General features: G+C 69.9%; 23 protein-coding genes. 12 read left to right on the top strand and 11 right to left on the bottom strand.

Annotated features, from left to right (window positions below; translation table 11 throughout):
• Positions 1-26: 26 nt before the first annotated feature.
• Positions 27-2,162, bottom strand: a complete 2,136-nt coding sequence (locus SAVERM_RS05535; protein WP_010982446.1) for a hypothetical protein — start codon at positions 2,160-2,162, stop codon at positions 27-29.
• Between the two features lie 424 nt (positions 2,163-2,586).
• Positions 2,587-3,114 (bottom strand): COG1361 family protein, encoded by a 528-nt coding sequence (locus SAVERM_RS05530; protein ID WP_010982445.1) that lies wholly within the window; start codon positions 3,112-3,114, stop codon positions 2,587-2,589.
• Between the two features lie 569 nt (positions 3,115-3,683).
• On the opposite strand from SAVERM_RS05530, the gene SAVERM_RS05525 reads away from it, so the two are divergent.
• Together SAVERM_RS05525 and SAVERM_RS05520 are read left to right on the top strand one after the other, a co-directional pair.
• Positions 3,684-3,962: a GlsB/YeaQ/YmgE family stress response membrane protein gene (locus SAVERM_RS05525; protein ID WP_037650371.1), complete on the top strand. Its 279-nt coding sequence runs from the start codon at positions 3,684-3,686 to the stop codon at positions 3,960-3,962.
• A 316-nt stretch (positions 3,963-4,278) separates the two neighbouring features.
• The gene (locus SAVERM_RS05520; protein ID WP_010982443.1) at positions 4,279-4,698 is read left to right on the top strand and encodes a CBS domain-containing protein; all 420 of its coding nucleotides are present in this window, start codon (positions 4,279-4,281) and stop codon (positions 4,696-4,698) included.
• A gap of 40 nt (positions 4,699-4,738) precedes the next feature.
• On the opposite strand, the gene SAVERM_RS05515 is transcribed toward SAVERM_RS05520, so the two are convergent.
• Positions 4,739-5,092: a hypothetical protein gene (locus tag SAVERM_RS05515; RefSeq protein WP_370628466.1), complete on the bottom strand. Its 354-nt coding sequence runs from the start codon at positions 5,090-5,092 to the stop codon at positions 4,739-4,741.
• Between the two features lie 355 nt (positions 5,093-5,447).
• On the opposite strand from SAVERM_RS05515, the gene SAVERM_RS05510 reads away from it, so the two are divergent.
• From SAVERM_RS05510 to SAVERM_RS05490, 5 genes are all read left to right on the top strand, one after another.
• Positions 5,448-6,326 carry an SDR family oxidoreductase gene (locus tag SAVERM_RS05510; protein WP_010982441.1) on the top strand — a complete coding sequence of 293 codons (879 nt, stop codon included), beginning with the start codon at positions 5,448-5,450 and terminating at the stop codon, positions 6,324-6,326.
• A 98-nt stretch (positions 6,327-6,424) separates the two neighbouring features.
• Positions 6,425-6,901, top strand: a complete 477-nt coding sequence (locus SAVERM_RS05505; RefSeq protein WP_010982440.1) for an SRPBCC family protein — start codon at positions 6,425-6,427, stop codon at positions 6,899-6,901.
• An 81-nt stretch (positions 6,902-6,982) separates the two neighbouring features.
• Complete coding sequence (locus tag SAVERM_RS05500; RefSeq protein ID WP_010982439.1) at positions 6,983-8,617, top strand: phytoene desaturase family protein; 1,635 nt, start codon at positions 6,983-6,985, stop codon at positions 8,615-8,617.
• 285 nt (positions 8,618-8,902) lie between these two features.
• Complete coding sequence (locus SAVERM_RS05495; RefSeq protein WP_010982438.1) at positions 8,903-10,273, top strand: carbohydrate-binding protein; 1,371 nt, start codon at positions 8,903-8,905, stop codon at positions 10,271-10,273.
• A gap of 394 nt (positions 10,274-10,667) precedes the next feature.
• Positions 10,668-11,768: a glutamate--cysteine ligase 2 gene (locus SAVERM_RS05490; protein ID WP_010982437.1), complete on the top strand. Its 1,101-nt coding sequence runs from the start codon at positions 10,668-10,670 to the stop codon at positions 11,766-11,768.
• Positions 11,769-11,857: 89 nt separating this feature from the next.
• On the opposite strand, the gene SAVERM_RS05485 is transcribed toward SAVERM_RS05490, so the two are convergent.
• The 3 genes from SAVERM_RS05485 to SAVERM_RS05475 are packed head-to-tail and all read right to left on the bottom strand — an operon-like array spanning position 11,858 to position 14,659.
• The gene (locus SAVERM_RS05485; protein ID WP_010982436.1) at positions 11,858-13,732 is read right to left on the bottom strand and encodes a M48 family metallopeptidase; all 1,875 of its coding nucleotides are present in this window, start codon (positions 13,730-13,732) and stop codon (positions 11,858-11,860) included.
• Positions 13,729-14,400, bottom strand: a complete 672-nt coding sequence (locus SAVERM_RS05480) for a sigma-70 family RNA polymerase sigma factor (RefSeq protein ID WP_010982435.1) — start codon at positions 14,398-14,400, stop codon at positions 13,729-13,731. Before SAVERM_RS05480 ends, SAVERM_RS05485 begins: the two co-directional genes overlap by 4 nt.
• Positions 14,393-14,659, bottom strand: coding sequence for a hypothetical protein (locus SAVERM_RS05475; RefSeq protein WP_010982434.1), 267 nt, complete (start codon positions 14,657-14,659; stop codon positions 14,393-14,395). Before SAVERM_RS05475 ends, SAVERM_RS05480 begins: the two co-directional genes overlap by 8 nt.
• 477 nt (positions 14,660-15,136) lie before the next feature.
• Between SAVERM_RS05475 and SAVERM_RS05470 the strand changes: the two genes are divergently transcribed.
• Positions 15,137-15,571, top strand: coding sequence for a hypothetical protein (locus SAVERM_RS05470; RefSeq protein WP_010982433.1), 435 nt, complete (start codon positions 15,137-15,139; stop codon positions 15,569-15,571).
• Between the two features lie 307 nt (positions 15,572-15,878).
• On the opposite strand, the gene SAVERM_RS05465 is transcribed toward SAVERM_RS05470, so the two are convergent.
• Positions 15,879-17,174, bottom strand: coding sequence for a tyrosine-protein phosphatase (locus SAVERM_RS05465; protein WP_010982432.1), 1,296 nt, complete (start codon positions 17,172-17,174; stop codon positions 15,879-15,881).
• 255 nt (positions 17,175-17,429) lie between these two features.
• Between SAVERM_RS05465 and SAVERM_RS05460 the strand changes: the two genes are divergently transcribed.
• Positions 17,430-17,858: a VOC family protein gene (locus tag SAVERM_RS05460; protein ID WP_010982431.1), complete on the top strand. Its 429-nt coding sequence runs from the start codon at positions 17,430-17,432 to the stop codon at positions 17,856-17,858.
• A 201-nt stretch (positions 17,859-18,059) separates the two neighbouring features.
• On the opposite strand, the gene SAVERM_RS05455 is transcribed toward SAVERM_RS05460, so the two are convergent.
• From SAVERM_RS05455 to SAVERM_RS05440, 4 genes are all read right to left on the bottom strand, one after another.
• The gene (locus SAVERM_RS05455) at positions 18,060-19,160 is read right to left on the bottom strand and encodes a YihY/virulence factor BrkB family protein (RefSeq protein WP_078234807.1); all 1,101 of its coding nucleotides are present in this window, start codon (positions 19,158-19,160) and stop codon (positions 18,060-18,062) included.
• A gap of 137 nt (positions 19,161-19,297) precedes the next feature.
• Entirely contained in the window at positions 19,298-19,810 is a 513-nt protein-coding gene (locus SAVERM_RS05450; protein WP_037650300.1) for a lamin tail domain-containing protein, read from the bottom strand.
• Between the two features lie 420 nt (positions 19,811-20,230).
• On the bottom strand, positions 20,231-20,686 hold the full coding sequence (locus SAVERM_RS05445; RefSeq protein ID WP_010982428.1) for a hypothetical protein: 456 nt from the start codon (positions 20,684-20,686) through the stop codon (positions 20,231-20,233).
• A 294-nt stretch (positions 20,687-20,980) separates the two neighbouring features.
• A complete protein-coding gene (locus SAVERM_RS05440) occupies positions 20,981-21,904 on the bottom strand; it encodes an aminoglycoside phosphotransferase family protein (protein ID WP_010982427.1) in 924 nt (307 codons plus the stop codon).
• A 277-nt stretch (positions 21,905-22,181) separates the two neighbouring features.
• Between SAVERM_RS05440 and SAVERM_RS05435 the strand changes: the two genes are divergently transcribed.
• Genes SAVERM_RS05435 through SAVERM_RS05425 form a run of 3 tightly spaced genes read left to right on the top strand, consistent with a single transcriptional unit; the run spans position 22,182 to position 25,494 of the window.
• The gene (locus tag SAVERM_RS05435; RefSeq protein WP_010982426.1) at positions 22,182-22,661 is read left to right on the top strand and encodes a hypothetical protein; all 480 of its coding nucleotides are present in this window, start codon (positions 22,182-22,184) and stop codon (positions 22,659-22,661) included.
• The gene (locus SAVERM_RS05430) at positions 22,631-24,061 is read left to right on the top strand and encodes a hypothetical protein (protein WP_037650303.1); all 1,431 of its coding nucleotides are present in this window, start codon (positions 22,631-22,633) and stop codon (positions 24,059-24,061) included. Before SAVERM_RS05435 ends, SAVERM_RS05430 begins: the two co-directional genes overlap by 31 nt.
• Positions 24,058-25,494, top strand: a complete 1,437-nt coding sequence (locus SAVERM_RS05425) for a VWA domain-containing protein (RefSeq protein ID WP_010982424.1) — start codon at positions 24,058-24,060, stop codon at positions 25,492-25,494. The genes SAVERM_RS05430 and SAVERM_RS05425 overlap by 4 nt, the downstream gene beginning before the upstream one ends.
• Positions 25,495-25,504 lie beyond the last annotated feature (10 nt).

Here is a 25,504-nt window from a genome sequence, read left to right as displayed (position 1 = left end):
GCCGGGACCTTCGGTCGGTGCGCTGTTCAGTGCTCCGGGGTGTACGGCACCTGCTCGGTCACGCCGGCCGGGACGCGGGTGTGCGGCGTGGTGCGCGTCGCCGGCGCCTTGTCCTGGCCGGCGACGGTGGCGGACAGTGAGGGGACGGACGACGGCAGGGTGAAGGTGAGCGGCCGGCCGGCGGACGTGGTCCAGCCCGACACCTCGCCCGCGTACGCGTCGCCGAAGCCGGCGCTGCCGTTGGTCGTGCCGGTGGGCATGGTCGCGGTCGCCGCCACCCCGTCCGGCGCCTCGACGGTCACCGTGTCGCCGATGCGGTAGGCGGTGACCTGGCCGGCCTGGATCGCCGCCTTCCAGGCGGCGCGTCTTTGCAACTCGGTTCCGATGTCCTTCATCCGCAGGTTCACCACGGGGGTGTTGTCCGCGAACAGGTCGTTGTACCCGTCGAGGACGCCGTCGAGGACCGGGTAGGCGATGCGGTCCTCGGCCAGGTTCGACTGGTGGATGAAGTGCGGCTTGGGGTCGTTGGCGAGCACGTGCCCGAGGTCGATCCTGGTCTCCAGCGGCACGATGTAGTCGGCGTAGCCCGTGGTGGTGGCCAGCGGGGCCGTCAGGCAGGTGGAGGTGTCGGAGTGGTCCTCGCAGATGCCGCTGCCGCCCTGGGCGCGGCTGGTGTAGATCCAGTTGTACTCGTCGACCTGCTCGGCCGCCCGCCCGGCGTTGTAGAAGACGTTCATCGGATAGCGGGAGACGGTGGTGGCCGGACCGACCTGACGCTGGTCGGGTTCGCGGGAGTTGTCCGAGCCGAGCCACTCGACGCCGTTGTCGGCGAGGGCGAGTGCCAGATTGGGATTGTCCTCGGGCTGCTGGGGAGACAGTTTCAGCCCGGAGTGTTCACCGGTCACCAACTCGTCGTTGTCCAGGGGCAGTCCGGCCGACTGGGCCCAGAGGCGGTTGTTGGCGATCTCGGCGGAGACCTCGGCGCGGCTGACCCACTCGGTGCTGCCGTCGGTGTTGGTGGCGCACTTCCACGGCACCACGCTGGTGTCCTGCCGGCAGCCGAGGAAGGCGTGCGTGTAGGTGTGGTTGAGCCAGCGGAAGCGGTCGCGGTCCGCGATCAGCTTGTCGGCGAGCTGGTCGACGCCGTTGTTCTCCTCGCGCTGTTCCACGCTGCCGACGCCGTTGAAGGCCAGGTCGAGGGTGAAGTTGCGTCTGCTCTCCCACGCGGTGGCGTAGTCGACGTCCGACGGGGTCATGCGGATCGGGTTGGGGACGCCTTCGCCCTGCGCGCAGTCGATGTCGCCGGGCGTGCAGTTGAGCTCGGTGTCCCAGCGGTCGTCGGCGGCGAAGACGTCGTCGACGTGGACGGCGAAGTAGTTGCGGGAGGCGCCGAGGTGTACGCCCCCGGTCATCCACTCCACGATGCCGCGCGCCAGCAGCCGGAACTGCTGCTGGTACTGGTTGTAGACGAACGTGACGACGAGTTCGCGCCGCCCGTCGTGCCGGTACTCGCCCACGAGCGAACCCCGGGTGGACTTTCCGGGAATGGGCGCGTCGACGTACGGGGTGAAGTCCGCTCCGGCGGCAGGGGTCGAGAGGTAGGCGTAACTCTCGCCCACGGTCGGGGAGTTGTCCTCGAACGGCACGGCCGCGTCGAGATAACCGAACGGCCCCGCCTTGCCGGCCGCCGTGACCTGCGCCTGCACACCGTCGACGGTCCCGGAGTAGCCGCCGTGGACGGGGTACTGGAGCCCGGCTTCCGGACGCGCGTAGGTGTAGGCGTCGACCTGCGGGATGGCGTACGTCTGCTCGTAGGACGCCAGCGCCGCCATCTCGGCCGAGTTCGCCGGGAACGGGTTGTCGTTGGGCAGGACGACGGCCTGGAACTTGGCGCGCGGCCTGCCGTCAACCGTGTCCGCCAGGAAACCGGCGTCGATCACGGGCCGCCCGGACTGCTCCAGGTCGACTTCGGTGTACGGGGTGCCGGCCGCGTCCAGCTCGGCTGTGATGGCGTCCGTGGACGGACCGCCGTCGCTCACGACCAGGACCCGCAGATCGATGCGGGGCGTGGTGGCGTCGGCGTGTGCCGCACCGGCAGGTAAGCCGAGCGAGGCTATGAGCGCGCCCACTGTGAGCGCGGTCGTGCGAATGGTCCGCTTCATGCGGTGAAGTCCCCTCCCCGGGCAGGGTGAGCACTGCTCCCTAGGAGCGGACGCACCCCCTTGCGTGACGCCTTCGCCCCCCTCAGACGCGGGTCGTCGACGCATCCGTCGCGTCACATAGTGATGTCTCTGTGTAGCTTTCGTGCTCCTGCTGCGAAACATGACGGAAAAGCGCAGGTGTCGAACTGGTCGAGTGCGGGGCGGGAACGTCCGCGCCGCGGTCGCCGGGGCGTGTGCGACAGGGCGTGTGGGAATGGCGCGTGCGCTGGTCGTTTGGCCTGAGGCGGACTCCATGCGGAGCTGGAGTCCGCCGGTACGAGGCGGCAGTGGTCTAGACCCGACTGTCATTCCGGTGCTGGAACGGTTTTAGGTCACCGCGGGACCTGGCGTCGGAACGGGCGTCGGGAGGGGTGTCGGCTCGGCGTCAGGAGCAGAGCACGCGGGTCTCGGGCGTGTAGGCCGGACCGCCGCTGGTGTTCGTGCTGTCGCTGAACTCGGCGTAGTAGTACGAGTAGAAGCCGATGTTGCCGTTGCAGCCGGAGTCGGCGGCGACCTGCAGCGTGAGCGTCACGGTGCGGCTCTGGCCGGGCGGGATGGTGGCGCCGTAGTTGGTGCCCAGGTTGGCGGGGCCGGTGCCGGAACAGGGGGTGCTGCCGGCGGCCGTGGCCAGGCTGCAGCCGGTGAAGCTGTACTTCAGGTCGGGCCGCTGGGTGGTCAGCCAGGTCGGCTCGATCGTCTGGTAGATGAACCAGATGTCGTAGGTCTTGTTGTTGGTGATTGTCATCGACAGTTTCACCGTGCCGCCCGGCTGGGTGGTGGCGCTGTCCGTGGCGAACGTCAGGTCGGCCGGGCCCGGGTCGGCCGCGCTCGCCGAGGGCGCCAGCCCGAACAGGGCGAGGACGAGGGCGAATACGGCGGCGAGACCGAGGCGTCTCATCTGTGTGGATCGCATGGCCCGGGAGGCTAGGTAAGCCGTGAGTTCACCGTCTGCCCCACCGGGAACACCGAGAACGCCACTCGGCTGGAAGTGTGCGTCCGGTGGAGGGAATGTGATGGCGTCGTCACGGAGTGATCACGCGTGCATTTATGCACGGCAGCGCGGGGGTGGGGGAGGGGTGGAGCCTGGCTTGTGCGACCGGGCGACTGCGCAGCGTGACCGGACGGCAATGGCGGATACCGGGCGCGCCGGACGCCGCGGAACGATCACCCCCGGTTCTGCGGCGGAGGTGATCTCGGCCAACTGCGCACATTCCGGCCGGGGCCGCCGCGTCAGTTCTGTTGTTCCACAGGAAACCAGGACTTCGTCGACGCCGGATGGGTCCTGCGCGGACGGAGGGTGATGGGGCCCCGGCCTCGACGACGTCAGGCTCGACTCGTACAGGCGCTGAACTCGACTCGTACAGGCGCTGGAAAGGCATTCGGCCAAGCGCTGAAACGGCATTCGACCGGTTCGCGGGTTTACCTCGCCGCTTTTGGTGCACTCGGTAGGGGAACAAACGTCCGAGCGCTCATGGAGGAATGGTGGGAATTCTCGCCTGGATTCTGATTGGTTTGCTGGCCGGCGCCATTGCCAAGCTGCTCCTCCCGGGCAAGGACCCGGGCGGCATCATCGTGACCATGCTGATCGGCATCGCCGGTGGTCTGCTGGGTGGCTGGCTGGGCAAGGTCATCTTCAAGGTCGACTCGATCGACGGCTTCTTCGACCTGTCGACGTGGATCGCCGCCATCGTCGGCTCGCTCATCCTGCTCCTGCTCTACCGGGCCGTCACGGGCAACCGGCGCTCGCACAGGCACGCGTAGGACTCTCGCGCGGGCCCGCACAGAGCTCACGCAGAGCTTCGGCACTGCGAGAGGACCGCATAAGTACATGTCCAACCCTGGTTCGGCCGGGCTGGTTCCCACCAGCCCGGCCGAACCATTGCGCGTGCTGAGCGACTGCTCGCCCCGGGATTCTCGTCGGCGCCACACATTTTCGCCCGGTCCGATGTCCTGTGCGGCGCGGGGTAGTTGACACCTCCGAGACCACATCGACGGGGCACGCCCTCGGTACGGCAGGGTGGACCGCCGCGACATCCCCGGCCGGCCACTTCTGCGCTTGTCCGACGAAGGAGGAACGATGGCTCAGCTGGTTCGCGAGATCATGACGAGCGACATCACCATGGTGGAACCGCAGACGTCGGTGGTAGAGGTCGCCCGCCTGATGCGCGAGCAGGACATCGGAGCCGTTGTCGTCGCCGAGAACGGCCGACTGCGCGGGCTGGTCACGGACCGGGACCTGGTGGTCCGAGCCCTGGCCGACGGCGGCAGCGTGGACGATCGCACCGTGTACAGCGCGTGCAGTGCCGAGTTGGTCAGTGTCGCTCCGGACGACGACGTGGACCGGGCCGTGTACCTGATGGGCGCGCGAGCGGTGCGACGGATGCTGGTGGTGGAGGACGGTCGGCTGGTGGGCATCGTCTCCCTGGGAGACGTGGCCGTCGCACGGCATGCGGACTCGGCCCTGGGCGACATCAGTGCCGCCGACCCGAACCACTGATCACCGCCCGGCCCCCGGTCATCGCCAGGCGCCGGAGTTCTCACGCCGCCGCCGTGAACGCCGCCGCGATGGCGACGTCGGTGCGGGCGTGGACCACGAGGCGGGTCCCGCCCGTGTCGCAGTTGGCCTCCAGGATCCGCCGGGTAGCGGCGCTGTGGGTGGAGACGGACATCAGGACGCCCAGGTGATGGCACATGCGCTGCGCCCGGAGGATGGCACTGACGGTGGCGCTTCCCACCTCCGGCATGTCGAGCACGATGACCACCGGGAGCGGGCTGTAGGCGTGCACCAGATCGGTGATCTCATGGGAGAGCGCGGCTCGTCGGCCGATTCCGGGATCGGTGTGCAGGGTGATCACCAGGACGCCGTGCTCGATGGAGTGCGAAAGCATCATGGGCTCCCACCTTCGGCGGCAGAACACGTGCGGTTCTGTCGCAGTGAATCCGCCCCGCACGGGCCACGCAACGCGACATCAGGCCGCATCGGCTGGAGGCGACGGCCGGAGCCGCTCCGGCAGACACCGAAACCATGTGCGCCGGTTGGAGCCGATCGGGTGACGGCCGGTGCGGTGTGTCGGCGCGGGCGTGCGGCGCCCGGTCGGGCCGTCCGGGCCTGGCCTTCGGCACCTCCAATGCGCGGGTCCCGCGGTATGCGCTCCGGTGCGGCCGGGGTGTCCGTTCCGTCACCGAAATGACACGTTCAGTAGCGAAATGTGCTCGAATGGAAATCATGAGGAAGACAGGGACCCTGTGAAGGACGGCCCGCTGCACGGCCGCACCGTGGTGGTGACCGGAGCCGCACGAGGAGTGGGCGCCGCCCTGGCCCGTCACCTCTCCCGACGCGGCGCCCGGCTGGCACTGGTGGGCCATGAGAAGGACGCGCTCGACGCGCTGGTGGCCGAGGTGTGCACCCGGGCGATCGCGTGGGAGGCCGACGTCACCGACGACGCCGCCCTGGACGGCGTCGCCCGTGAAGTGCGTGGGCGCCTCGGCATACCGTCGGTCGTGATCGCCAACGCGGGTGTCGCCGAGGGCGGTCCGTTCGCTGATTCGGACGCCGCCTCGTGGCGGCGGGTGATCGACGTCAATCTGACCGGCAGCGCGATCACCGCTCGCGCCTTCCTCCCGGATCTGCTGACCACGGCGGGCTACTTCCTTCAGATCGCCTCGTTGGCGTCGATCGGCGCCGCACCGATGATGAGCGCGTACTGCGCCTCCAAGGCAGGCGTGGAGGCCTTCGCCCACTCGCTGCGGGCCGAACTGGCGTACCAGCGCGTCGCCGTGGGCATCGCCTACATCAACTGGACCGACACCGACATGATCCGTGACGCCGACCAGCAAGCCGTGCTGCGTGAGTTGCGTGCGCATATGCCGCCGCCCGCCCGCCGTGTCTATCCGGTGGACACCGTTGCCACGCGGTTGGTACGGGCGATCGAGCGGCGCCGCACCTCGGTGTACGTACCCGCTTGGCTCAGGGCCGCTCAGGTGGCCCGCGCCGCGCTGCCGCCCCTGGTGATGCGCCTGTCTCGCCACGCCCTGCCCCGGCTGGCCGCGCGTGAGGTGTTACGTCCCACTGGACTGCTCGGTGCCGGTGGGCAGGCCGACCGCACATCGGGCGCCGGACCGTAGGCCGGTGGACTCTCGATCGGTTGACAGCCGGAGGCAATGGGCCGGGCGTCGGAGCCGGTCACCTTCTTCTCGGGGATCTCACACGCTGGAGGCATTTCGTGGCCGTACGCCATCGAGTCATCAAGAGAAGTCCCCGCGATGTCTGGGCCGTGCTGGCAGACGGCACCCGCTACGGCGACTGGGTCGTCGGGACGTCCGCCTCGTACCCCGTGCGCGGGGAGTGGCCGCAGGTGCATTCCGCGATCTGCTACGAGGTACGGATCGGCTTTCTCACCCTCACCAACGAAACGGTCGTACGCGCATGTGTCGACGGACGTGAACTGGAACTGGAAGCGCAGGCCGGCCCGCTCGGTTCGGCCCGGATCGCCATCGAGGTGCGGCCCTGGGGCGAACACTCGCTCGTGATCATCGATGAGCACCCCCTGAAGGGGGTCGGCGGCACCCTGCACAACGTGGGAGTGGAAGCGTTGATCCAGCTCCGGCACCGTTCCATGCTCGGTCGCCTGGCAGAGGTGTGCGAGAAGGAGCACCAAGGTACCGAGCAGGCCCGGGGCGCGTCCCCGCTCAGGTCATGACCGGAAGAGCACACACGGCGCGGCCGCTCAGACCTCCGCCCGCGCGATGGTGACATCGATCGAGCGACACGGGAGGCGACCGTGCCGGACGCGGTAGTGATCGGGGCCGGCCCCAACGGACTCGTCGCGGCGAACCTGCTGGCCGACGCCGGCTGGAGCGTCACAGTGCTCGAGGAACAGGACGAGCCCGGCGGCGCGGTCCGCCATGACAACGGCGTCGACCCGGACTTCACCACCGACCTCTTCAGCTCGTTCTATCCCCTCGCCGCCGCCTCGCCCGTACTCGCCGGGCTGCACCTGGAACGCGAGGGCTTGCGCTGGAGCCATGCGCCACGGGTGCTGGCTCACCCCCTGTCCGACGGCCGGTGCGCCGTGCTCGGGCGCGACCTCGACGACACCGCCGCTTCCCTCGACACCTTCGCCGACGGTGACGGTGCCGCGTGGCGCGAGCTGCACGACGTGTGGGAGCGGCTGCGCCCCGACCTGCTGGACGCCCTGTTCACGCCGTTCCCTCCGGTCCGCGCCGGAGCTCGCCTGGCCGCGCGCCTCCGGGCCGGCGGCGGGCTGCGTCTGGCGCGCTCACTGGTCCTGCCGGTGCGACGCCTGGGCGAGGAGGAGTTCCGTGGCGAGGGCGGCAGGCTCCTGCTCGCGGGCAACGCCCTGCACGCCGACCTCGCGCCCGAGGCCGCGGGAAGCGGCGGATTCGGCTGGCTGATGTCCATGCTGGGCCAGACCTACGGTTTCCCGGTACCCGTCGGTGGCTCCGGCGCCCTCACCTCGGCGCTGACCCAGCGGCTGCACCGGCGCGGTGGCGTTCTGCGGTGCGGGCAGCGGGTCAGCGAAGTGGTGGTCCGGCAGGGCAGGGCGGTGGCCGTACGCACGGCCGGAGGCGAGACGGTCCCCGCACGCCGGGCCGTACTCGCGGACGTGTCCGTGCCCGCCCTGTACGGCACATTGGTGGGCAGCGCCCACCTTCCCGCCCAGGTCCTGGCCGATCTGCGACGGTTCCAGTGGGACTTCGCCACCTTCAAGGTCGACTGGGCCCTCGACGGCCCCGTGCCGTGGCAGGCCGACGCCGCATCGGCCGCGGGCACCGTCCACCTCGCGGACGGCGTCGACGAACTGACCCGGTTCGCCGCGCAGATCGCCATGCGCCAGGTGCCGGACCGGCCGTTCGCGCTGTTCGGGCAGATGACGACGGCGGATGCCACCCGGTCACCCGAAGGCACCGAAGCCGCCTGGGCGTACACCCATGTCCCGCACCGGATCGCGGGCGACGCCGGCGACGCAGGACTGGCGGGAACGTGGGACGCGCGGGAACAGGAGCTCATGGCCGACCGCGTCGAGCGACAGGTCGAGCGGTTCGCACCTGGTTTCCGGTCCCTGATCCGCGCGCGGCGGATCCTGGCCCCGCCCACGCTCCAGTCCCTGAACGCCAATCTGTACGGAGGTGCCATCAACGGTGGCACCACGGCCCTGCATCAGCAGCTCGTCTTCCGGCCCATTCCGGGAACGGGGCGCCCGGAGACGCCGGTGGCCAACCTGTTCCTGGCGTCGGCGGGAGCCCACCCGGGAGGCGGCGTGCACGGAGCCCCGGGCGCCAACGCGGCCCGGGCCGCCCTGCGCAAGCACCTGCCGAGCGGCCTGACCCGCGCCCAGCGTCTTTTGACCCGCCGTAACCGCAAGGGAGAACGCGACACCGGCTTCGGCGGCTGATCACGCCCCGCCCTGACGGGCCACGAGTCCCTCACTGAGGGACAGCGGGTCCGGCCCGGCCGGGTTCACCCCGGCGCGTCACACCGGGGCCGACAGGTCCGGGCCCTGCCGGCCTTCGTCTACCACTACCCGGTGTGCCGGCACCCGGCACCCGGCATTCCGCCGGGCGGCCTCCTTGTGTCGGCCGATACGAGGAACAAGCAGCCAACACACATTCTCTGAGTCGCTTTCGGCAAAACCTACGGTCTTGAGGTCTTTGTGTCACCGAAAGCGAGGAGAGACTTGATGGTTCACAGACACGTCGGAGCAGGCTGTGCCGGCCTGAGTGTGCTCGCCACACTCGTACTGACCGGGCTGCCCGCGGCAGCGGCCATCGAGCCGCCCGGCCCGGCGCCCGCGCCCTCGGCCGTTCAGCCGCTCGGTGCCGGCAACCCGTCAACCGCGGTACTCGGCGCACTTCAGCGCGATCTGCACCTGACGGACACGCAGGCCAAGACGCGCCTGGTGAACGAGATGGAGGCGGGTACGCGGGCCGGCCGTCTCCAGAATGCGCTGGGCAAGCACTTCGCCGGCGCCTGGGTGCACGGCGCCGCTTCCGCCGATCTCACCGTCGCGACCACCCATGCCACGGACATCCCCGCCATCACCGCCGGTGGCGCGACGGCCGTGGTCGTGAAGACCGGGCTGGACGACCTCAAGGGCGCCAAGAAGAAGTTGGACAGTGCTGTGGCCCACGGCGGCACGGCCGTCAACACGCCGGTCCGGTACGTCGACGTGCGCACCAACCGGGTGACGCTCCAGGCGAGAAGCCGCGCCGCCGCGGACGCGCTCATCGCAGCCGCCGGCGTGGACTCCGGGCTGGTGGACGTCAAGGTGTCCGAGGACCGGCCGCGCGCCCTGTTCGACATCCGGGGCGGCGACGCCTACTACATCGACAACACCGCTCGCTGCTCCGTCGGGTTCTCCGTCACCAAGGGCAACCAGCAGGGCTTCGCCACCGCAGGGCACTGCGGGCGGGCGGGCGCCCCGACCGCCGGCTTCAACGAGGTGGCTCAAGGCACCGTCCAGGCCTCCGTCTTCCCCGGTCACGACATGGCGTGGGTGGGCGTCAACAGTGACTGGACCGCGACTCCCGACGTCGCGGGGGCGGCCGGCCAGAACGTCTCGATCGCCGGCTCGGTGCAGGCCATCGTGGGGGCCGCGATCTGTCGGTCGGGTTCCACCACCGGCTGGCACTGCGGAACGGTCGAGGAGCACGACACCAGCGTCACCTACGAGGAGGGCACCGTCGACGGCCTGACCCGCACGACGGTGTGCGCCGAGCCGGGCGACTCCGGTGGCTCCTTCGTCTCGGGCTCCCAGGCCCAGGGCGTCACGTCGGGCGGCTCCGGGGACTGCACACGTGGCGGGACGACCTATTACCAGCCGGTCAACCCGATCCTCAGCACGTACGGGCTCACCCTCAAGACGAGCACGGCTCCGACCGACACGCCCAGCGATCCGGTCGACCAGAGCGGCGTCTGGGCGGCGGGCCGGGTCTACGAGGTCGGAGCGCAGGTGACGTACGCCGGTGTCACGTACCAGTGCCTGCAGTCGCATCAGGCGCAGGGCGTGTGGCAGCCCGCCGCCACACCGGCCCTGTGGCAGCGTCTCTGAGGACCCCGACAGCCGAGCGCCGTCAGGACAGGACCCCTCAGGACCGAACCCCTCAGGACCGGACCCGCCGGGTCCGGTCCTGACGCCGGGACGACGGCGTTCCAGGAAGCCTCTCCCGCTGACCAGGGCAAACGCCGTCTCGTCACGACGCCCGCTCATGAGAGCAGCACGGCCTGCGGTTGTGTCCGCAGGTTCGGGGAACTCGGTTCATCGCCTTCAGCAGGACCGCCGCCGGGCGGGAGTCAGGGAGTAAGGCCATGAATCGATCCAATAAGCGGAACGCTCTCTCCGTGCCTGGTCCGGAGGACGGAGGGATGCATCCTTGTGATCACCTCACCCACCAGCAGGAACGCGCGGCGCCGCTCATCCGTGTCCGTACGGAAGTGACCGTGTCATGAGCCTGTACACGGTGGGCGTGGAGGAGGAGTACCTGCTGCTGGACCCCGCCACGAGGCTTCCGATGCCGGCTGCCGAGCAGGTACGAGCCGCTGCCGGCCTGGAGCCGATCGCGGGGGAGGACGAGATACAGCCCGAGCTGTCCGAGGCGCAGGTCGAGGTCGCCACTCCGGTGTGCACCAGCCTGGACGAGATAGGCGGCCACCTGGTGCGGCTGAGGCACGTCCTGGGGCGTGCGGCCGAGAGCAACGGATGCCGGCTCGCGGCCTGTGGTACGCCGCCGATCAAGGAAGAATCGCCGCCGCCGCTGACCAACAACCCGCGCTACCGGGCCATGCGCGCGCAGGCTCCGCAACTGGTCGCGGAGCAGCTGGTCTGCGGCACACACGTCCACGTCGGTGTGCCCGATCCGGAGATCGGGGTGGCCGTCCTGAACCGGATCCGGTTGTGGCTGCCCGTACTGGTGGCCATGTCGGCGAACTCGCCCTTCTGGGCGGGGCACGACACCGGCTTCGCCAGCTGGCGCACGGTGATCTTCGGACGCTGGCCGGTAAGTGGACCACCGCCGCACTTCGCCGATCTGGCCGATCACGAGAAGCGGGTGCAGCAACTGCTGACCTGCGGGGTGATCTTCGACCCCGGCCAGCTCTACTGGCAGGCGCGCCTCTCCAGCCGCTATCCGACCGTCGAAGTGCGCTGTCTGGATGTCCAGCTGAGGGCTGACGACGCGGTGATGTTCGCGGGGATCGTCCGTGCGCTCGTCGCCACCGCGATCAATGACGCGAAAGCCGGTGTGCCGGTGCCGTCTTGCCCGCCCGAACTGCTCCAGGGCGCCAACTGGCACGCGGCCCGGCACGGACTGAGCGGCTCGCTGATCGACTACGAGGGCCGCCGCCGCAGTGCCGGCGACGTGCTGTCCCAGCTGATGGACCACATCGGCCCCGCCCTGGACGCTGCCGACGACAGCCGGGAGGTGGCGTCACTGGTGCACCGTCTGCTGCGCGAAGGAACCCCCGCGGACCGGCAACGCCGCGCGCTGCTGCGGGGAGGCCTGCGCGCTGTCACCGACTTGATCATCACCGAGAGTGCGGTGACCTGACCTGACCTGACCTGACCAGCCCGGCCCGCACCCGCTCCAGGGCACCCGGCGACCGCTTCCGCCAGCGACCCTCCGCTGGAGGTCGCCGGTCACGGAGTGGCACTCAGGTAGAAGTCGGGCGGCGTCAGGACGGGAGAGGGGAGGCGGAACCGATCCTCGGGGTTGAAGGGGTAGGCGGATGCCGAGGGCAGCGGAGCGTACGGCTGCGACGGCAGGGGAGGGCTGATCGGGTAGACCGGTGAGTAGGTCGGGGTGACGCGGGTGGGAGGTACGAATGCGGGCTTGTCGCGCGTGGTCCAGCGCAGACCTCCCACGGCCACCACGACGATCAGCACGGTGAGGGTGACCGCGCGGACCGAGGAAATGACCCTGCGGCCCGCTTCCGGGATGCCGCCGGACACCTTGGCCGTCGAGTAACCGGCTTGTTCCGGCTCGTCCGAGGGATGCTGCCCCGTTTCTGGGGTGTCCTGCGCGGGTGCGGTCTCGTCGACACCGCACCCCGCCAGATGGAGAGAGAGCCGCGAGACGTGGCTCGGCTGCAACACGGCGTCCCTCACCAGTTGAGGCAGGGGCGACCCAGGACCTGGCCGTTCCGTGAGCCGGCTCTTGACCAGCGCGAGCAGCGCCGCCGACAGCAGGGCCAGCGGATCGTCAGGCTCCCGGTGAGCCTCCGGCACCCTCCCGGCGAGAGCCCGGGCCAGGGGCATGCGCTGTCCCGCCTCCAGCAGGTGCAGCACCTGGTGGAGCGCGACCGGCTGATGTTCCGGGCCGACGAGCGTACGGACGGCCGCACACAGGGGCTCGACCAGGACCGCGTTCCTGGCATCCACCCACCGGTCGATCCAGTCCTGCCACGGAAGCGTGCTCGCGCCGACGTAACGTGCCAGCAGGCCGGCGATCTGGCCGGGGAGCAGATCGGGCAGAAGGGCGGCGTCGGGCCGGCACGCGATGGCGGCAGCGGGCTCGTGTCCCTTCGTGAGACGGCGCAGGCGATACGCCAAATGAGGGTGCGACGGGCCGAATTCGTTCTGTGCGGCGGGCGCCTCGACCATCCGCGCGCGCAGGGCGGGGAGCCTGTCCTGGACTCCGGGGTCCGCCATCGTGCGGGCGAATGCCCGGAAGGGGTCGGCAGGCAGGACGCCGTCCGGAGCCGCGTCCAGATACATGCGGTGGAACTCGATCCACAGCGGCTCCACCACGGCCCGGTTGGCCAGGGCCTCCGCGAGCGTGGGCGCGCCGCAGAGCCGGGCAGCCGTATGGTCGGCCTCCAGCTCCTGCCGCCTGCGTACGGGCTGGACAAGCCACCGGAACAGCCGGATGTAGAGGCCGATCATCGCCTGCGGGAGGCCGACGTACATGCCGACGAGGCCGTTTGCCGTTCCGAACGAGATCAGGGACTCGCGGGCGACGGTCAGGCTGGTTTCCAGACGGAGAGTGAAGGCGCGGACGCGATGGTGACGCAGCGACAGATGGGCGAGCTCATGAGCCATGACGGCGCGGATCTGACGGTGCGGAAGGGCGGCCAGCAGGGGAAGGCCGACGGACAGGACGTGGTTCCCGGCCGACAGTCCCAGGAACCGGGTGTCCTCGTCCACCGCCTCGGCCCCCACGGCCGTGTGGAGACGGATGCGCACCGGCTCGGAGATCCCTAGCCGCTCGGCGAGGTCATCGACGAGCGCGTGCAGCGCCGCCGCCCGACCGCGGCCCACCTCCAGGGACGGGGTGGACGGTGTGTCCACCAGGAAGAGCGAACGGCGCGCCGCGTCGCCCAGCGCGTACACAGGGACGGCCGTGCCCGCACAGAACAGGAACCCGGTGACCGGGAGGGTGGTCGCCCAGACGGAGCCCGCTACGTCAAACATGAGGATGACCAGCGTCACCCAGATCAGGATGGTGAGGGCGACCGCAGCGTAGAAGGTGACCAGGAGGATGGCCGCCAAGGCCAGGCGAATGTGGTGGCTCACCGGTTTCCCTCCTTCCGGTCCGCGCGCTGTTTGGCGTGGATTCCCTGTCGCAGCCACACGGCCGTGGAGTGGATGAGGGCGTACAGGGGGTCGTCGCGTCGGACGGAGTCCAGTGAGTCGCCCGTCGGCACCGGCTCGGAGCCCTGACCGAGCAGGAGTCGAAGCTTGCGGCGGGCGTGATGGACGTTCACGCCGACGTTGTTGGGAGTCGTGCCGAGCAGCTCCGCGATCTCCTGGTGATCCAGTTCGCATTCGGCGAGGAGGATCATGACCTGGCGCTGGCGCGGCGGCAGTTGCCGCAGCGCGGCCAGGACGTCGAGGGCGCGCATCCGCTCATCGACCGAGGAGCGGGGCGGCACCGGGATCTCCAGGTCGGGGGGTGACTGCGGCAGCAGCCGTCGGTACCAGCGGGCCCTGCGCATTTGACGGTCGCGGACGAGTTTGCGACTCATGGCCTTCTTGGTCCAGTGGTACGGGGACCGGATCGTGTCCCATTTGGCCATCGCCGCCATGCAGGCTTCCTGCGCGGCGTCCTCGGCCTCTTGGAGGCTGTCGCTCAACATCGTTCCCTGGGCGACCAGTTGGGCGTAGTGGGCCGCGTAGAAGACCTGGAACTCGCGTTCGACGTCGGCGTTGTTCGCGCGGTCGGTTCGGGGCGTGTCACCCACGGTCCTCACCCCGGCCCTGATGACGAGCACCGGTCTCCTGGGCCGCGGCCGTACCGGAGCGTACGGTCAGCACGGCGCCTCCCGAGCGTCGGTCGACGAGGACCGCGTCCGGGCCGCAGTGCCCGACGAGATCCACGAGCATGCGGGCGCGGGTCTCCTCGGCCGCCCGTGCGGCCTGCCTCCGCACCATGTCCCCGGCCAAGCGCAGCACCCCTCCCACGGCGAGCAGCAGTACCGCTGACAGCGCTTCTGGCGTCATGCCCTCTCCCCTTCCCTCCATGCGCCCACGTGGTGTGGCGCGCGTTGCCCTATAGGGGCCTGGGGAGGAGCGGTTCTTAAAGCCGTTTCGCAAGTTTCTTCCCGCACGCGACTCCATCCTTGGAAACGGCACTGTGCACGACCGGACGCTACTCGGCGCGGAGAGTCACAACAGCGCTTTTCGGGTGAATCGTGTCCCTGAAGGCGCCTCCTCGCCCTCCGGTCGAGCTGAAGGCCCGGCCGCTGTGCCACTGGGTCGCTGGGCACTGTGTCGCGGTGCCACTGGGGTTCTGGTTCGCTGGGTCACTGCGCCGATGGCGCAGGGGCTCGGCCTTCGCGGGCGAACAGCCACCCTGTGGCCGTGCGCGGGCGGTCGTCCTGGCAGGCGGGTTTCGAGCGGTGGCGGCCGCACAGCCCGGCCCTTCCGGTCCCGGACACAGATGCGATCAAGTCGCCCACATTTGGGCACACGAGTCTCATGAACGAATCAGAGCTTTCGCCGGAGGGCGGTCGGCCCGTGGACCTGTACCTCGACCTGCTCCGCATTCGGATGGCCCCAGCGGACTACGAGCTGCTGCTCCGCATGGTCGAACCGGCGCTCAAGGCGGTCGAGGACCAGAGTGCGGGTCCGATCGAGCTGAGCCTCGAGGGCGCGGAGGGCAGCACTGTCTCCCAGGAGATCCGGGACGAGGCGTCCCTCGTTCTCGCGGTCGCCGTCACCGGGCGCCTGGACAACCAGATCGTCGAAATCGAGACCGAGGAGGTGGGACCCGTCAGGATCGTGACGGACGCGGACACCGCGGTCGATCCGGACCGGCGCAGGGAGATCGCCGACTTCATCGGTGAACGGCACCGTCAGGACGAGGAGCTGCGGGGCATCGCGGAGGTGAGCGGCCTGCCCACCGACGTCTGACATGCCATGAGGCGGGGCTCGTACCTGTCGGCCCCGGCACGATGAACGCTTTCGTCGCAGCGTGCCGTCCTTCGCCGTGGCCGACCGCGCCGACCACGGCGAACGTGTCCTGGCGCCCGCGTACGCCGTCGTCCGCCCCGAGGGCCTGTCCTTCGACGCGGGTGCCCTCGCGGGGGCCGAATGGGGCCGTCCAGGACGACAGCCACAGGTCGTCATACCGCGAGCACGGGCCCGCCGGCACGCGCAGGGGCGCCGTCAAGGGCTCCCACGCTGTCGTGGTCGGACGACCTGGCGGTGGTGGAAGCGGTCAGCGAGCCGGTTTCGTGCTCCGCGGGGTCAGTGCCTCCGGAACTGTTTTCTCCAGCAGCGTCACCGCGTAGGTGTTGCCCAGGCCGCCGTCCTTCGACGACTGCTCGCCGACGACCGTGTACCCCGCTGTCTCGTAGTACTGCCGTAGCCGCGGGTTGCTGGCCAGGCAGTCCAGACGGCACAAGGTCCGGCCGGTCTCGGCGATGCGGCGTTCGGCCTCGGCGAGCATCAGGCGTCCGGTGCCCGGCGGTGCGGTGCGCCGGTCGGTCATCAGCCGGTGCACATACCCGGCGCTCGGGGGCTGTGGGCCCCAGGCCGCGGGATCGTCCCACCACAGTTCCCAGGCACCGGCGGTCGGGCCGGTGGGGCCGAGGGTGGCGATCCAGATCTCGCCGTCGGCCAGCCGCGCCCGGAAGTGATCCTCGCCGAGTTGTCCCGGCTTCCACTGGTCGATCCCGCGGGCGATCTGCCAGCGGGCGGCGCTGTCGCGGAGACGGACGAGTTCCGGCAGGTCGCGGTGGTCCGCGCGCCGGAAGGTCAATTCGGGTTCCGCGGCTGGTTCGAGCAGGTTGCGGCGCAGGGCCGCGATCAGGCCCTCGTCGATCCTCAACAGGTCGCGGGCGTAATCGGCCATCGATCCGTGCTGGTGCGTCAGCGCGTCGAGGAACAGGCGCATGACATCGGCGGGGGCACGTCCGTAGCCGGGCCAGGTCGGTTCCTGGCCGGGATGGTCGGCCCGCCAGTCGGCCAGCAGGCGTTCGGTGGCGAGTTCGGTGAGGGTGAAGTCCTCGACGATCTGCGACTCGGGGACGCCCAGGAGAGCCAGGACGAGTGCGGCCACCAGCCCGGTGCGGTCCTTGCCGGACGCACAGTGGAACACCACGGACTCGTCTGTGGAGGTGGCGACGGCCGCGATCACTTCGACGACCTGACGCAGTTCCTTGACGCCGTCGTGGGCCACTTCCATGTACTTCTCGGCGAGGAACGGCCCGGTCTCCACATCCGGCCCGAGGCCCGCTTGATCGTAGGGACGGTGCTCGATGCTGAGGTTGTGATAGGTGAACGCCGGGTGCTCGGGGACGCGTCCCTTGGCGTCGATCTCCCAGGGGTAGCGCAGGTCGATGACCGTGCCGATACCGAGGGCGAGAAAGCGTTCCCACTCCTCGCCCGTGAGCTTGCCCAGTGAGTCGGAGCGGAACAGCCGCCCCCACCGCACCACGCGTCCGTCCGCGGTCGTATAGCCGCCCAGGTCACGGAAGTTGTGCAGTCGTTCGAAAGATATGTGTCTGTTCACAAGGCGGCACCCTATGTCCCCTCGACCACACAGAGCGGAAGTCGAGGAACGGCGTTGCCCCAGCCAGCGGTGGACACTAGAGTCGATCACGTGACTGCCGGGTCGGCCATGGGCCATGCACGAGTGAGGCGCCCGGCCTCGGCGTGAGCGCGAGGCGGGCAAGAGCCCCGCCCCCTCTTCTCCGCGTCTTTCCTCCCGGCGCCCGCGTGTGGCGCCCCATCCCAGCGGATCCCACGACCCGGAGACACACCGCAGATGTCACACGAACAGCAGTACCAGGACGAGTCTCAGCTGCCCGCGACCACCGCCCAGCTGAACCACACCGCCGTCTACGCCGGCGACCGCCGTCTCTCCGCAGAGTTCCTCGCCGCGATTCTCGGGTTGAAGGTCGGCGCTCCGTTCGGGCCGTTCCTGCCCGTCGACCTCGGCAACGGCGTGACGCTCGACTACTACGAGAAGACCGGCGAGCCGATCCAGTCGCAGCACTACGCGTTCCTCGTGCCCGACGCGCAGTTCGGCGGCATGATCGCCCGTCTGGAGGCGGTCGGGGTCACCTACTACGCCGACCCCAACCACACCGAACCCGGCCAGATCAACCGTCTCTTCGGCGGTCGCGGCGCGTACTTCGCCGACCCGGACGGCCACAACATGGAGATCATGACCCGGCCCTACATCCGGCCTTAACCCCCTCCTGGCGGCCTGACTCCACTGCACCGGCAGCATCCCGGCCCGGCCGGGAAGGCATGGGTGGCCCTGCCCATGCCTTCCCGGCCAGGAGCTGGGCCACGCCTGAGCTGTCGGGTCGACTGCCCCTGACTGTGGCGGCGCGTGCCGGGTGGAACGGTGGCGTCGAACATACTGTCGCGACTCGGCTCGCGGGGCCGCTCAGACGTCGTCCATGCGGCGTCGGTCCTGCTCGTCCCAGGCGCGGGTGTCACGAGGCTGGGTGTACGGCTCGGCCTTGGGCGGGTGGCCGCCGATGATGGCGCGCTGACGTGCGGTCTCCGCGTCGAATTCCAGGCCCAGCAGGATGGCCAGGTTGGTGATCCACAGCCAGACCAGGAAGACGATGACGCCTGCCATGGTGCCGTAGGTCTTGTTGTACGAGGCGAAGTTGGCGACGTAGAACGCGAACCCGGCGGAGGCGATCATCCAGATCACCAGGGCCAGGAAGCTGCCCGGGGTGATCCACCGCCAGCCCTTCACCTTCGCGTTCGGACTGGCCCAGTACAGGATCGCGATCATGAGCGTGACCAGGATGACCAGCACGGGCCACTTGGCGATCGACCACACGGTCAGCGCGGTGTCACCGATACCGAGGGCATCTCCGGCCTGGCGCGCCAGACCGCCGGTGAAGACCACGATCAGTGCGCTGATCACGGCCAGCACCATCAGGACGACCGTCACGCCCACCCGGATGGGCAGGATCTTCCACACCGGACGGCCCTCGGGAATGTCGTAGACCGCGTTGGACGCGCGGATGAACGCCGCCACGTAGCCGGACGCCGACCACACCGCCAGAACCAGACCGATGATGGCCACGACCGAGCCGGTGCCGGCGTTGTTCTGCAGTTGCTCCACGGCCCGGGTGATGATGTCCCGGGCCGAGCCGGGGGCGAGCTTCTGGACGTTGGTCAGCACCTTGTCGGTGGTCGACTTGCCGGTGATGCCCAGCAGCGACACCAGCACCAGCAGTGCGGGAAACAGCGCCAGCACCCCGTAGTACGTCAACGCCGCCGCGCGGTCGGTCAGCTCATCGTCCTTGAACTCCCGCAGACTGCCTTTGAGCACCGCACCCCACGACCGTTTGGGCAGCTTCGTCGGCGCCTCCGGCGCTGCCTGCTCCACCTGTTCGTCCGGACCGAACTGCTCGTCCGTCTCCTGGGCGGTCTCCGGACGGCCGGAGGCGGGGGCGGGGGCGGCATCCGTGGTGTCGCTCCGACGCGCCTCGTGGTCCTTGTGTCCGATTTTCGGTAGCCGAGCCATGGACACCGAGTAACCCGCTCGCGCACGCGTATGCGCACCACGCGAAAAGGAGGCGTGCCACGGACTGGGGGTCCGTGGCACGCCGGTCGTGCGGGCGGGTGGCCTTGCTTCAGCCTTTCGGCCGGCCCGCGGTGGGGTCAGCGGCGGCTGTGACCGTGCCCCTCGTGCCCACCCCGCCGCTCGTGGCTGCCGCGCCCCCAGGACGCCGTGTCGATGACACGACCGTGGTCGTTGCGCAGCGTCGCGGTGTCGGAGCGGTCGTTCCACACCTCGTGGCGGCGATCCTGGTAGACGTCACGGTGGGTGTCCCGGCCGTTGCCGGTGTGGACCCGGACGGTGGAGTGGCCCTCCAGGCGCAGGTGGTGGAAGGTGTAGGTGCGGCCGTCGCGGTTGCTCAGGGTCCAGTCGTCGAGGTTGACGGAGTGGCGGCCGGTGTTGGTGATGTCCACCCACTCCTGGTTGAGGGAGCGGTTGCTGCGGTCGTCGCGGCCCGGAGCGTCGTAGTGGACGTTGCTGATCTCCACCCGCTGCCGGTGGGGCTGGCGATCCTGGTCTGCCGAGGCCGGCAGAGCCGCGACACTCATCAACGCGCCGGCGGTCAGTGCGACGGCAGTCAGACGACGGGCTGAAACGGACTGCAAAGCGGACATGTGTGCCCCCTTGGGTGCTGGCAGACCACGACAGCGGTGCTGCGGGTGGTCTGCGGTGTGCGGGTCCCGGCCCGGTGGCCGAGGACCACCACTCTCCCGCCGCCCCGGGCTGCCGTGTCCCGGACCGGGCGAGGGTTACGGATCACCGACACGGCTGTGATCCTCACCTGCACACTGCACGCATATCGGCGCGGCATGAAGTTGACGCAGCAGTACACACGCCACCCTTACCAGCCTTGGCCGACCCCTACCTCCGCTGCGGCGCGCCACCCCACTCGCCACCCCACTCGCCATCCGACCGTCACCCGAAAGTGAGCAACAGCCCCCGCCCCCACCCCATCACCCGAACGGGGGGCGTGGCGCACAAGCGTCCACGCCAGGCGGGCCCACCGGCGGCGCGACCGTGCCAACCCCTCGACGTCAGTTCCACAGGGGGTAGGTGACCGTTCGCTCGAACCCGTCCGGCCTGTTGTCGGTGTAGACGAGGCTCATCTGGGTGTAGTGCTGGACCTGCGGGCGCTTCTTCCAGGGCTGCGGGTGGTCGAGCCGCACGACGACCGCGTACGAGTGGAACTTGCCCGCCGCGCAGTACGGCTTGCAGTCGTTCACCAGGTTGAAGCCCTTGGCTGTCGCCGAGTTCAGGTTCCAGTGCGACCACTTGAGCGAGGACAGACGGCTGTTGCCGTCACCGCAGGCGAGGATGAAGTCGGTGGGGCGTACGTTCGGTTTCCAGAAACAGTCGACAAGCACGGTGCGTTCGGGCTGCTGTTTCACGGCCCGCGCGGTCGGCGGGGCAGCGGAGGACGATCCCGTGGCTGCCGCGAGCGATACAGCCGCACAGAGCGTAACCAACGTTTTCACTGTGTGTGTCCGCATGTCCGCTCCCGGCCGCCTGTCTCCGCCACCCATGGCCCCGCGCGCATACCTCTGGTCCGCTCGCCTGGCGAAGTCTGGATTGTGGGGCTGACGCAGGACGGTGTGCCGTTCCGTCGCCAGCGATCGTCTCTGTACTGACGCTACGACTGTGTCAGGGGATGCACCACTCGTACGGAGCAACGCGGCCGTCCACACCGGTGGGGGCGTCCCGGGTGCTCTGGGCCACCGTCTCGAAGGTCATCGTGTCGCCCGCGCCCAGCACCGGACCTACGCGCGAAAGCAGGCCCGGATCGGCTACGCCACGCTTGGCTGGGCGAAGCGGCGGTGATCCTCGAGCACGTGACCGATCAGACGTCGGTTGACGGCGGCCTGTTCCGGATCGGTGTCGATGCACTCGGCCAGGGTCAGCAGGCTTTTCCAGAGAGCCCACCCGCGAGCCCGTGCCCAGGTGCCCTCGTCTTGGCCGACAGCACGGCGGAACGCGTCCCGACTGTCGCCGGAGAACATCCCCCATGCGATCACCAGGTCGCAGGCCGGATCGCCGACACCGGATGTGCCGAAGTCGATGACAGCCGCGAGTTTCCCGTCTGCGACCAGGAGGTTGCCCGCGCCGACGTCGCCGTGGAACCACACGGGGTTCCCATCCCACGGGGCGGCGAGGGCGGCGCCCCAGACGGTGGCCGCACGGTCAGTGTCGACACGTCCCTCGAGGGCGGCCAGGCAACGGCGGGTCTCGTCGTCGTAATGGGCCGGTGACGCGCCCCGGTACCAGCTGTGTTCCCCGGCGAGCGGGCCGCCGGTGGTGTCGCAGCGCTGGAGCGCGAGGACGAACTCGGCTACCGAGACCGCGAACTGCGACAGGTCGTCGATGCGCCCTCGATCGGCTCGCTCACCGGGGAGCCAGCCGCGTACGGACCACGGGAACGGATATCCCTCACCCGGGACGCCCATCGCCAGGATCGGCGGGATGGCGACCGGCAGCGATGGTGCGAGCCTGGGAAGCCACTCGTGTTCCTTGGTGACCGCTGGAACGTAGCCGGCGGCGGTGGGCAGACGGGCCGTCATGTCGTCGCCCAGGCGATAGGTGCGGTTGTCCCAGCCGTCGATGTCCACCGGGGTCACCGGCAGGCCGCTCCACTGAGGGAACTGCGCCGCGATCAGACGGCTCACCAGGGCAGCGTCGATCCCGGAGCGTCCGTCCGGGGGAGTGGTCGGCATCCCGCGATGATCGCTCGGGCGAGCGTGGGCGGCAACGGATTATCGGGGTGCGGAGCTTGGCGTCGCGGGCGCGGCGTCCGGACCGGGGTCCGGGCTCCCGGTCGTCGGGGCGGCCGGTTCGTACCCCTGTCGCACAGCACGCTCGACGGGGGTGAACTCCGCCTGTGATCGGCGTTGTCAGTGGTCGCCACTATGTTCAGCCGTGTCTCGCCGCTCTGGCGCGAGAGCCCCTTGGTGCAAAGGAGATGGTGCGTTGTCGGATTGGGAGAAGTCCAGCATGGCGCGCGTGATACCGCCCGCGCGACCGCGCAAGCTCGCGAAGGTCCCGTTCGTCGAACTTGCCGACGGACGCCTGCAAGGCGTGGTGTCCAGCGGATCGGACATCGAGCGGGTCTACGTCTCATCGGTCGCGGCCGGCAGCTACGCGTTCGCGTGCAGCACCAACAACAACCGTCCCTGCGGCGGCGCTCGGGGCTCGTTCTGCAACCACATCAAGGCCCTGATCAACGAGGCGGTGCTGCAGTACGGCGTCGAGCGCGTCGTCCGCTACCTGCGTGTGGACATCGCGGACGAGGAGCGGAGCGCACAGGGCATCGCCGCGGAGATGAGCGGAACCAACCCGCCACAGGGGGACGCCAAGGCCGCCGCTTGGGTCTTCAGCCGGTTCCTGCGCCACCTGGCCTACCTGGAACTCGCCCCGACCACCGCGCCGTTGCCCGAGATGCAGTGGTTCCCGCCGACCAGGGCGGTGGCGTGATGCGCACCGACCTGCTCACCGAACCCATGGCCGGGCTCGACGAAGCCCTGGCCGCGGTCGATGGCTTCGACCGGACGCTCGTCGGCGGCCTGCTCCGGCCCCAGCCCGCCCAGGCCGCCGACCTGAACCAACTCGCCTGCGCCGTCGCGGGGACACCGCTGGCCTCCAGGGTCGCGGAGGCCGCCGACAAGGCGGCGGCCGGAGCCGCGAGCGAGGACCACTTCGTCGCCCTGGCCGCCGCCCGCACGGCACTGCTCGGCTCCGTCCACGACGCCCTCATGACCCGCGTCGACGAGGTGATCGGTCGCACCCGCGGTGAGGCGACGGCCTCGACGCCCGGCGAGCGGCACATGGTGAACCTGCTGGCCGCCGCCCGCTCCTGGCTCTGCGATCTGGCGCGCGCCGGATGGCAGGGCATCGATCACGAGGTGGTGTCGGCATCGGCGCAGGTCGTCTCGTCGATGCTCCCGGACCCCTCCCTGCGCCGCCTGGCGACGCTCCTCGACGGCTTCGCCGCCGAACTCGCCGCCTCCTGCCCCGGGGCGGCCCTCAAGCGAATGCCGGTACGCCGCTGGGGAGATGTGTGGTCGCGTGCGATGCTCCTGACGGTGCCCGGCGCCGCCGACGCGCCCACGACCGCTCCCGCCACCGGCCGCCTGCTGCCCCTCGGTGTCGACGTGCACGAACACGCGACCGCCGCGCAGGCCCAGGTCCACGCCGTGTTCGAGCCCGCGGACGGCAGCGCGCCCCGCCTGGTACGCGCCAGTGTCTCGGTGCCGAAGCCGGACACGGTCGTCGGAGCCGGTGTCTGGCAGCTGCTCCGCCCGCACATGTCGCTCCTGGCCGCCGCAGGCGAAGGCCGTTCGATGGAGCTCCACGCCATGCCGATCACCGCCGAAGGCGACCTGATCTGGAGTGATGAACAAGGGCGCCCCGGTGAGCCCGCCGACCCCTTCGCCACCGCCCGCGTCGTCCTGCCCACCGCGACCGCCGCACACACCGCGCCGCTTCACCGGCATCCGGCGGGCATCGCCGTACCGGTGTTCCTGGAGGGCTACGCCGTCCACAAGGACGGCGACGTACTGACGTTCAACACGGCCGGACACGGACACGGACACGGACTCGCCGTCGAGGCCGACCGGGTCCCGACCACCGGCCCGCTGACCCCCGAGGCCGTCGCGCTGTCGAACGCGTGCATCGGCCTGCTGCGCTGGGACACCGGGGCGTTCAGCGTCCAACCGCTCGCCGTCGAGACGACCGTGCGGAAGAAGGCTGTCGCGGTCCACGCCGGAGCATGGGCCGGCGGCACGGCCGACAAGACGGGCGCCAAGGCCGAGAAGGCCGCCACCGAGGCTGTGGCGGTGTTGCGTGAGCGCGCCGGAAGGCTGCTGAGGAAATGACCGAGCGGACGACCGAACACACGCCCGAGCAGAACGCGGAGGCGGACTCGGACGAGAACCGTCGCCAGGTTCTCTACTGGCGGCTCCTCGCCCGTCTCTTCGACCACGAAGAACAGGCGACGCTGGAGTCGGCGAGCCTCGCTGTCGTCGAGGACATCGGTCTGCCGTCCGGGCTGTTGGACCCGGGGACCTCCGTCGACTCGATCGTGCAGCGCCACCCGGAGCTGGCCTCCGAATTCGACGGTCTGATGGTGCCCGAGCCCGAGCCCGACGACGACGGACGCGACCGGGCCGCCGAAGTACGGCGTGCGGCCCTGGTGTCGAAGGTGCTGCTCAACGTCTTCGCCGCCGGATCCGGCACCGTCACCGCCGGACAGCTGTCGCGCTGGCAGTCCGACGCGGGGTGGCTGGAGCGAGCGCTCGGCTGCCGGCCGGGCGAACTGCGCGGGGGACGCCCGGGAGGAGGGCGCGCGGGGCGAGGCGCCGGTCCGGCCGGCACCGGCGGTCGCGGTGCGACGCCCGACCTCGGCCGTCTGATTCCCGCGATCGGCCCGGAACTCGGTGCCATCGAGGCCGATCTCGTGAAGCGGATGCACTTGCGTGAGGTCCTCGCCGATCCCACCCTCGCCGCACAGCTGACCCCGAGCATGTCGCTGATCGAACAGCTGCTGCGCGACAAGAACAATCTGTCCGGCGTCGCGCTGGCCAATGCCAAGGCTCTGATCCGCCGCTTCGTCGACGAGGTGGCCGAGGTGCTGCGCACCCAGGTGGCGCAGGCCACGGCCGGCGCGCTGGACCGCTCCGTCCCACCCAAGCGGACCTTCCGCAACCTGGACCTCGATCGCACGATCTGGAAGAACCTCACCAACTGGAGCCCGGAGGAGGAGCGGCTGTACGTCGACCGCCTCTACTACCGGCACACCGCCCGCAAGACGACGCCCCAACGGCTGATCGTCGTCGTGGACCAGTCGGGCTCGATGGTCGACTCGATGGTGAACTGCACCATCCTGGCGTCGATCTTCGCCGGGCTGCCGAAGGTGGACGTCCACCTGATCGCGTACGACACCCGTGCCATCGACCTGACCCCTTGGGTGAGCGACCCGTTCGAGATGCTGCTGCGCACCAACCTCGGGGGCGGCAACGACGGACCCGTCGCCATGGCCATGGCCCGCCCGAAGATCACCGAACCGCGGAGCACCGTGATGGTGTGGATCTCGGACTTCTATGAGTTCGACCGCTCCCAGCCGCTGTTCGAAGGCATCGAGGCGGTCCACCGCTCCGGGGTGAAGTTCATCCCGGTCGGCTCGGTGACCAGCTCCGGTCGCCAGGAGGTCAACCCCTGGTTCCGGGAGCGCTTCAAGGCCCTTGGCACGCCGGTGGTCTCCGGCCACATCCGCAAGCTCGTCCACGAACTCAAGACGTTCCTCGCTTAGAAAGGCCCTG

The organism is Streptomyces avermitilis MA-4680 = NBRC 14893, assembly GCF_000009765.2.
Lineage (GTDB): Bacteria > Actinomycetota > Actinomycetes > Streptomycetales > Streptomycetaceae > Streptomyces > Streptomyces avermitilis.
The sequence above is the reverse complement of the archived record's forward strand: the minus strand, read 5'-3'. Positions and strand labels throughout refer to the sequence as shown.